This is a genomic window from Sporosarcina sp. Marseille-Q4063, assembly GCF_018309085.1.
Classification (GTDB): domain Bacteria; phylum Bacillota; class Bacilli; order Bacillales_A; family Planococcaceae; genus Sporosarcina.
Genome location: NZ_CP070502.1, coordinates 3,394,455 through 3,407,790, shown reverse-complemented (window position 1 = coordinate 3,407,790; position 13,336 = coordinate 3,394,455). Strand labels below are relative to the sequence as shown.

12 protein-coding genes are annotated in these 13,336 nt (G+C 35.1%); all 12 read right to left on the bottom strand.

Annotation, left to right across the window (positions count from 1 at the left end; genetic code table 11):
• Nucleotides 1–98: 98 nt before the first annotated feature.
• Complete coding sequence (locus JSQ81_RS17240; protein ID WP_212605231.1) at nucleotides 99–1,103, bottom strand: Gfo/Idh/MocA family protein; 1,005 nt, start codon at nucleotides 1,101–1,103, stop codon at nucleotides 99–101.
• Nucleotides 1,104–1,180: 77 nt separating this feature from the next.
• On the bottom strand, nucleotides 1,181–2,263 hold the full coding sequence (locus JSQ81_RS17235; protein WP_212605230.1) for a Gfo/Idh/MocA family protein: 1,083 nt from the start codon (nucleotides 2,261–2,263) through the stop codon (nucleotides 1,181–1,183).
• A gap of 12 nt (nucleotides 2,264–2,275) precedes the next feature.
• Nucleotides 2,276–3,931, bottom strand: a complete 1,656-nt coding sequence (locus JSQ81_RS17230; RefSeq protein WP_212605229.1) for a DUF4091 domain-containing protein — start codon at nucleotides 3,929–3,931, stop codon at nucleotides 2,276–2,278.
• Complete coding sequence (locus JSQ81_RS17225; RefSeq protein WP_212605228.1) at nucleotides 3,932–4,444, bottom strand: MgtC/SapB family protein; 513 nt, start codon at nucleotides 4,442–4,444, stop codon at nucleotides 3,932–3,934. It abuts the gene before it with no gap.
• A 107-nt stretch (nucleotides 4,445–4,551) separates the two neighbouring features.
• The gene (locus JSQ81_RS17220; RefSeq protein ID WP_212605227.1) at nucleotides 4,552–5,316 is read right to left on the bottom strand and encodes a sugar phosphate isomerase/epimerase family protein; all 765 of its coding nucleotides are present in this window, start codon (nucleotides 5,314–5,316) and stop codon (nucleotides 4,552–4,554) included.
• A gap of 48 nt (nucleotides 5,317–5,364) precedes the next feature.
• A complete protein-coding gene (locus tag JSQ81_RS17215; RefSeq protein ID WP_212605226.1) occupies nucleotides 5,365–6,354 on the bottom strand; it encodes a CehA/McbA family metallohydrolase in 990 nt (329 codons plus the stop codon).
• Between the two features lie 45 nt (nucleotides 6,355–6,399).
• A complete protein-coding gene (locus JSQ81_RS17210; RefSeq protein WP_212605225.1) occupies nucleotides 6,400–7,350 on the bottom strand; it encodes an aldo/keto reductase in 951 nt (316 codons plus the stop codon).
• A 45-nt stretch (nucleotides 7,351–7,395) separates the two neighbouring features.
• Nucleotides 7,396–8,403: a histidinol phosphate phosphatase domain-containing protein gene (locus JSQ81_RS17205; protein ID WP_212605224.1), complete on the bottom strand. Its 1,008-nt coding sequence runs from the start codon at nucleotides 8,401–8,403 to the stop codon at nucleotides 7,396–7,398.
• 30 nt (nucleotides 8,404–8,433) lie between these two features.
• Nucleotides 8,434–9,366: a metallophosphoesterase family protein gene (locus JSQ81_RS17200; RefSeq protein ID WP_212605223.1), complete on the bottom strand. Its 933-nt coding sequence runs from the start codon at nucleotides 9,364–9,366 to the stop codon at nucleotides 8,434–8,436.
• 33 nt (nucleotides 9,367–9,399) lie between these two features.
• Complete coding sequence (locus JSQ81_RS17195) at nucleotides 9,400–10,308, bottom strand: carbohydrate ABC transporter permease (RefSeq protein WP_212605222.1); 909 nt, start codon at nucleotides 10,306–10,308, stop codon at nucleotides 9,400–9,402.
• Nucleotides 10,309–10,412: 104 nt separating this feature from the next.
• Entirely contained in the window at nucleotides 10,413–12,134 is a 1,722-nt protein-coding gene (locus JSQ81_RS17190; protein ID WP_212605221.1) for an extracellular solute-binding protein, read from the bottom strand.
• A gap of 148 nt (nucleotides 12,135–12,282) precedes the next feature.
• Nucleotides 12,283–13,239, bottom strand: coding sequence for an ABC transporter permease (locus tag JSQ81_RS17185; protein ID WP_249336570.1), 957 nt, complete (start codon nucleotides 13,237–13,239; stop codon nucleotides 12,283–12,285).
• Nucleotides 13,240–13,336: the final 97 nt, after the last annotated feature.

Below are 13,336 nucleotides of genomic sequence, written 5' to 3'. Positions count from 1 at the left end.
TATCATAATACAATTTCATTATTTATCTGTTTTATACAAACAAAAAAATTAATACCATCCCTTAATAATCTTTGATTGTAAAGGATGATATCAATTTACTATTTAACTTTATCTACTTCAACTCGACGTCCCTCTTCATTTGATAAAAATGCTGCTTCATTAAGTAAAGAAAGATTAATTACATCTTCTTTGGTAATTGTTGGGGTAGATCCATTTAAAATCGCATCAACCCATTGTTCCATTGGCAATGCAAGCTCTGGTAAAGCCTCCGTTAGTTTTGTCAACTTTCCATCATTTACATTTTCACTAGCAACGCTAATATCGCCTTCATTAATTAGCAATGTTCCAATTGTACCGTAAAGTTCAAGCTGAAATGGGCTACTATTAGAAACAAAACTTGTTTCTATGATACCGATTGCACCCGATTCATAATCTACCAATAACGCAGAGTTGTCATCCACCTTAGGACTAATAACTTTATTCAGACGTGCATATACAGCCTTCGCTTTCCCTGCTAGACGATTTACTAAATAAATAGGATGTGCACCCAGGTCAATCATTGCACCTCCACCCGCTTGGACTTGATCGAAAAACCTAGTAGGTAGCCACCCACTTTCCTCTCCTTCTGATACAACAGCACCATCATGTGCGAATCGACATCGAATCATCGTTAGTTTTCCAATCCAATTTTCCTTAAGTGCCTTTTCGGCATACAGGAAATTATTGCTCGTTAATCGTGGTAAAGATACCATTAATTTAACTCCTGCTGATTCAACAGCCTGATAAATTTCGTCACAGTCTTTCGCTGTAAAGGCCAAAACTTTTTCGGTAAATATATGTTTGTTATTATTCGCTGCAGCGACAATAACATCCTTATGTAAGCTAGTTGGCGTATTTACAATGACTGCATCAATTTCAGGATTTGATAGCACAGCTTTTAAATCTTTTTCAAATGGTACTCCTAATTCTTTAGCCCATTCTTCCCCACGAATTATTTCTTCATCCCAAACTAACTTGATAGATATATTTTTATTTTCATTAATTTCACGTACATAGTCATCAGCATGTACATGCCACCTACTTAGTAATGCTACTTTAATCAATTTCATCACTCACTTCCGTTTATAAGTTTTGAATAATAACCTACGTGCACTGTATTTGATTACGAGACAATAGCTTATTAATCAAAATAGACAGCTTTACCGGTTTTCGCAGACTCATAAATAGCTTCTAATATTTGTGTAACTACATAAGCTTGCTCTGGTTTTACTGTTGGTTCTGTGTCATTAATAATACTATCGATCCACAAACGAGCTTCCAAATCTGCATGCGATTCTGATTCACCATCGTAATAGGCAACTCCGCCTGCATCCAATTCGAAACTCTTTGTATACAACTTGCCAAAATCCTCTCCATTTATACGAAGACCATCTTTCATATCAGCTCCACCTTCAGACCCACTTAAGGAGCATTTAGCTTCGTCTTCATCTAATGAATTTAATGCCCAACTAGCTTCTAATGTAATTGTTGCCCCGTTTTTCATTGTAATAAAACCAAATGCAGAGTCCTCCACTCTAAATTCATTAGGATTCCACGAACCCCATGCATTCGCGGAATTTTCTTTCTTCCCCAATACGTGGTAAATGTTTCCCATTACAGATTTGGGCTCATAATTGTCCATCATCCACAAAGTTAAATCTAGGGCATGAGTTCCGATATCAATTAATGGACCGCCACCTTGTTTTTCTTCGTCCAGAAACACACCCCACGTAGGTACAGCACGTCTTCGAATTGCATGTGCTTTAGCAAAATATACTTCCCCCAAATCACCACGACTTGTGATTTTATGCAATTGCTGACTGTCTGGTCTAAACCGGTTATCATAACCAATTGTTAACTTTTTACCTGTACTTCTTGCCTTTTCTACCATTTCCTTTGCTTCTTTCGAAGTCTTAGCCATAGGTTTTTCACACATAACATGCTTTCCCGCCTCCAATGCGGCAATTGATATTTCAGCATGTGAGATATTTGGTGTTAGCACATGAACAACGTCAATTGATTTATCTTCTAACAATTCCTGATATTTTACATAAGTTATTGCATTTGCTGTTCCATATTCTTCTGCAGCTATCTCCGCTTTTTCAATAATAACATCGCAAAATCCAACAAGCTCAACGTTCTTTAGCTTACTTAAGCTTGGTAGATGTTTACCATTGGCAATTCCACCACAACCGATAATTCCAACTTTCAATACTTTCGTCATTTAAGTCACTCCTCATATTCTATCTTTTATTTCACGATTTACTTGTTCTCTTTTTTTCAATAACCAATCACCGCTCTGTGGATATTTAGTAAAGGTTAATGGCTCATTTAATCCTTCCTCTAATAATTCAATTACTGCTTTTTTTCCTACATAGGATTCCAATAGTTGCAATGCCCTTATGTCTTGTAATGCCTCATAAAACACTTCCAACCTAAGTGATTCGATTGGTCCGTTTTCCCCAGGATATACGACAAATGCATCTCCTGAAGGAAATCCATGATCAGCATCAGTTACTTGAAATGGGTTTATTTTTTTCTTTGATAATTGTGAGTACCAAAAATTAAAACCCCAATGCAAGAAGCCGGTCATATTAAATTTATATAATTGCATTCCAATTATCCGATTACGGGCAGAAGGAAAAGCAAAAAAACGATTTGCAACCTCCTTATATTGTCCACAACAATAATAAGTCCATAAATCCGGTACACCTTTTTCCAAAAATGGTTCTAAATAATTTGTACCCGGAATTGGTTTTTTCACAATGCCTTTTTCATAATACTCGTAATCTGACAATGCATCAATAATAGGATAGTCAGACAAAAAAGTATTGATATGATCACTCGCATCTTTATATGCTTTAATATCATTTGGACCCGGTTCATCTGAAATATGAAAATAAACGCGATGGCTCAGTCCATTTCTCTCAATAAACAAAACTAATTCAGGAAGAAACTTTGATAAAAAATCGCGATAAATTTTACCATGTGCATCAGTTTTCCAACCAAAAATTTGTTTGTATTCGCCCTTTTCAACAGCCATTATTTTAGGCGCATGTTCTGCCCCCCATTGCGAATAAAGGTGTGCAAACTCAAAGTACTTCACTCCATTTTGATTACACATATCCACCCATCGTTTTAACTTATTAAAACAAAAATGATAGATTTCATCTTTTATCTCTATATCTACCAACTGTACTGTCGGACGTTCAGCCCCTACCTCTGTATCAAGTGGTGGCGTAAACAACGGTGTTAATACCATGTTAATATCATGATTTACAGCAGTTTTAATAAATTTACTAATTAAAGACCAATGTTTTTCACTGAACACATCAGTCTTGTAATATGTTGCTATACAGTCAGTATGTAACCAATTTGTTTGTATTAGCTTGGGTTCGGGTAATACTTCTGGAATAACTTCCAAATTAAAAGTTTCCTCAGCAATAGTTCCAGCTTCAGCTGTTTCAAACTTTATAAAAATTTTATGGATCCCCGGTTTAGTGTTACTAGTTAAATCAACTTTTATCCACAATGATCGCCATTGATATGGTAATGCAGATAATCCCGCTGGTTCTAATGGATACAATGGATCGGGAAATAATCCAGGTTTCATGCGTAAAATATTATCATCATGATTGTGATATACCGGAAATTCTGACGGAACTAACCCTACTGCTCGAATTGTTATTAAATCCCTGATATCTGATTCTACGTTAACGGCTATCTCTTCCAATTTACTTCCACTTCTTTTGTATGCTACTTGGAATGCGTATACTTCATTTAACAATGCTGTTCCTTCTGTTATAGCGGATTCTTTCAGTTCTTCATCCGCAAATACTTTAACAAGTGAGCTTAGGCAACGTGTATCCAGTAAATATTCTTGGGCAGACATTCAATAGTCCTCCTCAAATTTCTTACTCCTGTTTTTTCCAAATAATTGTTTGATCCTAGGTCGATTTTCTTGTCTTTCAACAACATTACTTAATTTTACGAGAATAAATGTTACTAGCGTTGCAAAAATTACAATACTGTAAAAACCAGCACCGATACCTATTCCAACACCACCAACAAAAAAAATCATTGATGCTGATGTTAAGCCTTTAACTTGTAAACCATCTTTTAGAATTACTCCTGCACCTAAAAATCCTAAACCTGAAACAATTTGTGCTGCAAGACGCATTGGATCCATTCTAATACCATTATTTGAATCATTATAGACTTCTACGCTTTCAATAGAAACAATAGTAATTAATGTACAAGCAACAGCCACGTATGTGAACGTTTTCAGTCCTGCAGGTTTATGTTTTGATGTTCTATCCCAGCCGATTAATAATCCTAACATTCCACTGATCAGGATTTTAAAATAAACTTCATAGTTTATAAATAACCCTTGGATATTTTCCACAGTATTCCACCTAACTCTCATTAAGACAAAAGTATATATTTGAGTTTCTTTTGATTTCATCCAAGTAAAGGTTCTGTTATTTCAGTTTTCCATTTTGTTAAATTAGATTAATTAGAGTTAACTTTTTCAGCCAATAACAATAAATTCTTCAAGCTAAGTTCAAGACTATCAAGGGGGCTACCAGAGCAATAGTCTTGTTCAACGGCATACCATTCAACACTATTTTCTTCTCCCCATTTAAGAATTGGCTCAAAATCGATTGAGCCGGTTCCAATTTCGGAAAAGTATTCTTTTCCGTCTGTAGTCATATCTTTCAAGTGTAAAATCGGCATTCTATTGGCATACTTCTTAATAAATTCTAATGGATCACGCCCGGCTTTTTTCACCCAATATGTATCGATCTCGGGATAAATAAATTCATTACCAGTCGGCTCCAAGATGTACTCCAGGGCAACCTTGTTTTCAACAATCGTATGAAATTCAAAGTCATGATTGTGATAACCGATCCGAAAGTCCGCTGGTGTATTTCTTGCAACTTCAAGTAGTTCTTTTTTCACTCGCTTATACCCATCCACGTTTTGTAGTTCTTCTTCCAAATAATGACAAAAGAGATCTTTAGTTCCAAGTAGTCTAGCTTCATGAATGACAATGTCAAGTTCATTTGTCATTCTATCTAAACTAACATGCATTCCCGCTGTCTTTAATCCAGTTTCGGTAATTACTTTACCAATCTCTTCGGCAGAATACCCATGCAGGCCATCAATCTGAACAGCTGCCCAGCCCATTTTCTTTAATTTTCTTAAAACACCCGGAAAATCCTTTTGTAATTCATTACGCAAAGTATATAACTGTGCTGCAAACTTTTTCCTCAAAGGTGACATCTCCTATTCCTATTGCAAGGTATTGTAATATGTAAATAGTTATTGATGAAAGTAGATTGGATTCGTAAAAGCAATCATTGTTCTTATATTATTAAGTACACCATATAGTTCAGCACGTAGCCAAATTACATCTCTTACATTAATGTAAACAGATGCTTCCTTATTTCCACTTTCAAAAAGACACTCCTTTAATATACCTTTATTACTCTTAATCAGAACTTGCAGTGATTGAGTTGGAAGCTCCCACATTCCTTGTCTAGCTAAATAATCTAATTGAACGTCTACTTTGATATTCGGATCATCATTGCTAATTTCCACGTTATCTCCAAGACTAAAAGTTTTTCCATTTAAACAAACCTTCCCAGATAATAATAACAATGGGCCTTGTGTAACACTGACATTTCCCTGTTTTAGTGCTTTTATGACTTGTACTGTTGTGTTAGCATCCATATGTAAATAAGTAAGCGCCAGTGGGCCCTCATTTGGGTTTGTTTTATGCCAATCACGTCCACTAGTTGCAGCGATTTTAAGACCTAAATTTAACTTATCAGTCCACAGGTCGAATGCACGTTTATTCAACTTCCTTATAGATGGAAATGGTTCAGACCATACTTCAATATAGTCAATTAGGCCCCAGTCGGATATTTCATATTCCCAGAAACATCCTGTACAAATTGGGGTACCTAAACAGAAAGGATGTGCAATACCTACTAATCCGCCTTGCTTATGAACTTGCTTAATACTCTGCTCTATGTCAACTGGGGTAAGGATTCTCCAATCTACATATTCCTCAATCCCAATTATTAGCATATGCCCGTAAAAGGTCGTCCACTCCAATCCATGTACAATATGTATTCCAGTCTTATCCTCAACTAATTCTTGATCCACAAGTCCTGACATCGTATTATGGTCTGTTAGTGCGATACCCTTTATTCCAATTTTCTTTGCCTCAGTAGCCATTTCCATTAAAGTGTGCTGTCCATCACTGTGTAGTGTATGTGTATGAAGCTCGTATGGTTGCCATTCCATTTTCAACTTTCATCCCCAATATAAAAGATGTGTTAAATCTGTAGATTAGACCGATAAATCTAGCCATTCAACTTCTTGATTTTTTAATTTTATTTCCGCTCCCTGTAATGATGATTTAAATTCTTCTAACGTAGCTGGTCCTATAATGGCGGCCGTTTGGAATGGTTGGTTTAGTACATATGCAAGAGCTATTTGTATAGGAGTGACCTGTTTTTTTTCAGCTAATTCTTCTGCCCTTCTATAGCGCTCCCAGTTTTCAGGATTGTAATAGACTCTTACCATCTCTTCATCCGATGGATTTTCTTCAGTAAAATTACCTGAGAAAAAACCACCTGCTTGTGAAGACCATGATAATAATGGAATCTTACTCTTTTTATGCCACTCGAGTGCATCTACATCAACAGAGACGCAACCATCCCATTTTGGTTCATTGCATTTTGCTAGACTAAGATTTGTACTACTAAATGTGAATCCAATTAAACCATTTTTAGTAGCATAATCATTTGCTGCTTGAATACGCTGATGGTTCCAATTTGATGCACCGATTGCAAGAATACGTCCTGCTTTTATTTGTTCATTTAAAACCTCAATGATTGGTCCAACTTCTACACTTTCATCATCCCTATGCAATGCGTACAGGTCAATATAATTAGTATTAAATCTTTCCAAGCTTTCTGTTAAATCTTTTGTAATAGCTTGTGGTGTAACACGATTACCAGGTTCTCCATCATCGGGATGTGCTCCTTTGGAGAGTATTTTAATTTTGTCCCGATTATTGCGTAATTTAAGCCATTTACCTATTATCTCTTCCGCTTCGATATAACCATGTGCAGTATCAACTAAATTTCCACCCATTGCTACAAACTCATCCAATATCGTAAATGCGTGTTCTAATTCCAATTTAAAGAAATCCCCAGTCCCCATAATGAGTTTAGAACAATCTATTCCTATATTTTCTTTTCCTTCAAGTGATCCCTGAACTGTTATATGATTCATGTACTTCATTCCCATCATTTAGATTGATAATAGAACCAAACACTTTTATACTATTGAAACAATCTCTTCATCAACTCTAACTCTCTGTTTAAAAGTAGCAATGTTATTAAATCCGTGCTCCTTTAATTTATCTAACTGCAGAGTTGCATGAATTCCCATGTCATCTGGAAAATGTGCATCAGATGATATTGTAATACCTACATTATTTTTGGCCAATACTTCTAAAAACATTGGACTTGGACACATTTCTTTTATTGGATATCGATAGAAAAGCCCAGCATTTAGTTCAGTAGCTACATTCATTTCAATTAACTTCTTTGCTACCTGATCGTATAACGGTAGTAGCTTATTTTCATCTGGTCGATATTCGAATACCTTGATATTGTCAAGGTGTGCAAATATATCGAAAAGTCCTGATGAAATACCTTTTTTCACAATATCAAAAAACATTTTATAAAGATCTTCTAAATCATAATTTAAAAATAAATGCTGTAGTTTGGGATTATCAAATCCCCACCCATTTATAAAGTGCACAGATCCAATAACATAGTCATATGGGAACTCATTTAATATCTTCTCCAACTCTTCTTCGCCACCCGGAAAATAATCGGCTTCAATTCCCAAACGAAGTTCAATACCAGCCTCTTTCCACTTAGCTTTTCCTTCCTCAATAACTTCAATAAAGTTTTCAATTGATTCAACACAAACCCTATCTAACCAACTTCTTTGCATGTTACCCAACTCGTCATCTTCCAATGAAATATACTTTTCATAATATGATTTATACTCTTTAAATCGATATAGATGATCAACAATGCCAACCTCATTTAATTTAAGTTTTTTAGCTTGAATTAAATATAAATCGAGCCATTCTGCATTTAATGATCCATTTTTCACTCTATCTGCAACAAGTGCCGTTGCTTCTTGCATCCACTCTAAAGAACCCACCTCAAACTTCATTTCAACCAAATTAGTGACAGACTCGAAAGTTCTTTTCAACCAACTGGATGTGTACGGTCCTTCTTCTAGATGTAAATGGTAATCTATTTTCAATATATTTCGCCCCTTCATTGTTTACTAACCTTAACTTTTAATAGCTTCTCTCTCATTTGAGTACGGAGAAATAACTGTGCCATCATCAAGGCGAATCCACGAATCGAAATGGCGTTTTCCTTCATGTAATCGTATAACTCTAACTCCACGTTGGAGTTCACCATAACAGTGGTAACCTGTCACACGTCCAAAACAAAGTGAGATACCATTTAACTCGCCACAATAGTCGTTATCATGGTCATGCCCTGCAAAAGTTCCCATTACATCACCATTTTCAATCATCGCCGTAAATAATCCGCTATTAATTTTTGGTGAAGATACATCCTCACGTTTTGTACCAGTTACACTTCCATATTGCCAAACATCGTTATATTCGGGGATTGGAATATGAAAAAATGCTAAAGATGGAAGAATACTATTGTTCTTAGTTGCAAACCTTTGAGATTCAGCTACATACCAATTCACTTGATTTTGACGAATCCAATCATATCCACCAATAATTTCGGGAGCCAATGCACCTGAATCAAAAAAGTAAATAATTGCTTCATCTTTATCACTAGTAGAAGACCCTATAGTTAATGTGTAATTTCCAATACCGTTTATTTTACTTGGTCCTTCTTCTGAAAGTGACATTGAGTATTCTGATTGTATGTGTTGTAATTCATTTCGTGTAATATTTTCTTCTGAATCGTGGTTTCCGTATATTATTGCAAATGGAATGTTCCATTTTGAAGCAGCATCTAGAACCCTGCGAAATGATTTACTTGGATTATTTACGCCTTCGCTCCAAATTAGGTCTCCAGAATACACAAGTAAATCTGGCTTTTCGTAGTTAATTACATGATCAATTAATGATAATGTTTGTTCGTCTTCAGGATGATTGTCTTCACCACTCATATGTAAATCAGTTAATTGAATAATTTTAAATGTTCCATTTTCATGGAATTTCAATTTTTTATTCATAATATTTCCACCTTTGATGACTTAATTTTATTTTTATTCTTTAACAGCACCGATATTAACACCTTTTGCAAAATGCTTCTGTAGGAAAGGATAAATTACAATAATCGGGGTTACAACAATGATTATTGTCGCCATTTTCATAGAATCACCGGTTACTTGTATTTGATTTAATAATTCGTATTGAGCTGAAGATGATTGAAGTAATAGCTCCTTAAGCGAATCCTGTTGCGTTAACATTTCTTGTAATAAAGTTGACAAAGGCTTTAAGGCTTTATCACGAACATAAAACACACCAGAAAACCAATCATTCCAGTGTGCTACTGCATTAAACAATCCGACTGCAGCAATAACTGGTGTACTCATAGGTAATACTATTTTAAGGAAAATATTGAATTCACCACAACCATCGATACGAGCAGCATCTTCAATACTATCTGGAATTGCTTGGAAAAACGTTCGCATGATGATGATGTTCCAAACACTATATAATGAAGGTAAAATATAAACCCAAATTGTGTTTGTCAACGCTAGCTCTTTTAACACCATATAATAAGGGATAATTCCTCCACTAAATAACATTGTAAAAAAAACAAAAAATGTAATAACTTTTCTGCCCGGTAGTGTCTTACTCTTCAATACAAATGCTGCCATTGCAGTCAAGAATACACTCAAAACCGTCCCCACTACTGTTCTAAATATTGATATATAAAAACCGGATACAATATGTGATTGAGCAAATACCTCCTTAAAGTTTTCTAATGAAAAATCCCTTGGCCAGAAATATATTCCTCCTCTTTGTGCATCTACACCATTGTTAAACGCTAAAGAAAATATATTTAGGAATGGAAGAATAATCGTTAAACATAAGAGTATTACAAAGAAGTAATTTAAACCCGTAAAAATTCGTTCCCCAGGTGTTTTTTTAAAAGATTTATTCTTCATGGACTTGCCACCTTTATATATTTTTAAAAGTCTTTTAGATAATCCCCAATTACTAACGGAATACCCTATAGTAATTGGGGATCTTCAATCATATTTCATTAAGTTTAATATTTTAATTTTGTGTTATCATGTTTATCCTTTTCGGTAATAAATTCAATGTACTCACTTAATCCTGCATTTTCCAATTGTTTTGCCGCTTCATCCATGATTTTTTTGGCAGCATCCATAGTATCGCTATAGTATGCACGTATTAGACTTTCATTATAGTTGTCCAATGCGATTTTCAGTTGTTCACCCTTTTCAAATTCATAGATAAATGATTGTGGTGTCATGCCGTCTACGACTTTTGCATTTTCAAGTTTTTCATCGTATTTATATAACTCTCTGATTTGCTCAGCTGTTTTGTCTGATTCAGGTGATATAGCGGTTCCATACTCTACTTCACCAAAGTCTTCCATAAAATCAACATCTGTGTACCCAAGGTGCTCAGCCCAGTATGCCCCGACTCCTCTAAATCCTAGCTTCGTAGCTTCTGCAAAATTTGATTCTTTTAATTTTAAAACTTCTTCTTTAACAAGTGGGTTGCCATTTTCATCAAGTGTATAATCTCGACCTTCAAGACCATAATGTGATAGCAATTTCCCTTCACGACTAGCTAAATAATCCGCAAACTTTACGATATCTTCTGGATTTTTGGTTGTGCTAGGAATTGACCAACCTGCATACCCAGATTTATATGGTAACTGCATTCGATATTCTCCTTGGACAGTATCAAATGGTCCAAGTGGGATATATTTCATATCATTGTTGACCACAAGGTAATTGTGCATATCTGCGACAATTCCAAAGGATCTATTTACAATTCCTTCAGTTGCGCGATTTTCTTCCATAGTATAAAATTCTGGGTGTAATAACTTTTCATCGAATAGTTTATGAATGTAATCAATTCTTTTCAAACCATAATCAGTTTGACTTTCATGTTTTATTTTTCCGTCATTTTCATCTCTTAATATTTTCTCGCCACTTGGTCCAGCCCAGACTAAATCGTTATATAAAAAGTCACGATCATCTCCGCCCCATGCCGTAGGGCCTATCGCTGTAATCGCTTTACCATTGTCATCTACAAAATCACCTTCATCTATTTTCTTGGCAAGCTCATACAATTGCTCTGTGTTTGTAATTTCACCTGGTTCGATTCCCAATTCTTCAGCAATATCTTTACGAATATATGGCCCTCCTACATATGCTCTTCCTGCTTTTGCAGCTTCAATTCCAGAGTTTCTAGGAATTGTCATATGAACAAGGTAACTTTCTCCTTCGAATTCTGGTCTAAACATAATATTATCTCTAGTATCTGTTGGTAGAAAATCATCTTCAAGATATTTTCTATAAACATTTGATTCTTTTATATAAGGTGTTAAATTCGTAAACATACCTTCTCTTGCACCCTTCAAAAGAATTTGCATTTCTGGACGTCCACTGTTGTTTAAATAATAAGCGATGAAATCCGGTAGATCACCAGCTGCAAGTCCTGCTGTTAAGGCTTGTAACGAGCTCTCAGCATCAACTGTTTGTAATTTTAATGTAATACCAGTTCTCTTTTTTAATTCAGCCGCTATTTCTGGGTTCATACCCACTGATGCGTCGCCACTACTCATGAATATTAATCCTTCAATTTCACGATCTGCAATCCAGGTATCCGGTTTATCTTTGTTATCACTGGTATTGCTGGTTTTGTTGTCATCACTACAACCAGTCATCAACAATGTGAGAATTAGCAGTAATGAGAATATTTTAGTTAAATTTCTATTGAAAGTTTTATTCATAATGTTTCTCCCTTTTCTTTTGCCTTATTGTATTAAACCTATAACCAATAACTTTTAAAAAAAATCACTTCACATTTATAATATCACCGTTAAATCCATCCCACTAGTCAAATAATGTTGTGACACCACCTCCTTAATTTGTTAAAGATTAAAATAGCGAGGTTTCAAACTTACGTTTAGCTATGTAGTTTACTAATAATACAAGTATAAGCCCGATAACACCTTGCATCATACCTACTGCGGTTGCGTAACCAAACTGTCCTCCTTGAAGTCCTACTTTTATAACATATGTGTCGATGATTTCAGCAACTTCAACAGTACCAGGTGTCATTAATAAATATATTTGATCGAAACCAGCTGAAAGAATACTTCCTAAAGATAAAATAAATAAGATGATAATTGCTGGTCTCATTCCTGGTAGTGTAATATGCCAGATTTGCTTAAACTTTCCTGCACCATCAATTTTGGCAGCTTCATAATACTCAGGGCTTATACCGGCAATTGCCGCGAAGTAGATAATTGAGCTCCACCCGATATCTTTCCAAATATGACTCCAAAACATAACATTATAGAAAGCAGATTCTTGCATTAAAAAGAATGAATCTCCTTCCCCGCCGAAGAGCTGTATGATTTGATTTAGCAATCCTGTATCAGGTGCTAGTATTCGTTGTAAAATACCAACTATAATAACCCAAGACAGGAAATGTGGAAGATATGAAATACTTTGGAATAAATTCCTGAGTTTATCACTTTTTATTTCATTAAACATCAATGCTAATATTATTGGAAAAGGTAATCCTAGGAATAGCTTCATAGAACTTATGATTAGTGTGTTTTTTATGAAGACAAGACTTTTTGGATCACTGAAGAATTGCTCGAAATACTTAAGTCCTACCCATGCACCACCAAATAATCCCGCATCAAAACGAAATTCTTTAAACGCTAGTATCATACCCGCCATAGGTAGATAAGAAAATACAAGGAAAAATATTATGCATGGTAATAGCATTAGATAGAGTTGTTTGTGACTTGCAATATTTTGAAAAAGTGTTTTTCTATTGCTAGATCTTTTTGTATTACTATTCCCAGTACTATTGATACTCATATACATCACCTTTCTAATTCATAAATATTTGATTAGCAGGCGTTGCTTTAGTTTGATTGATGTGGTATTTCGTTTATCATATCTTTTTCCAATGATT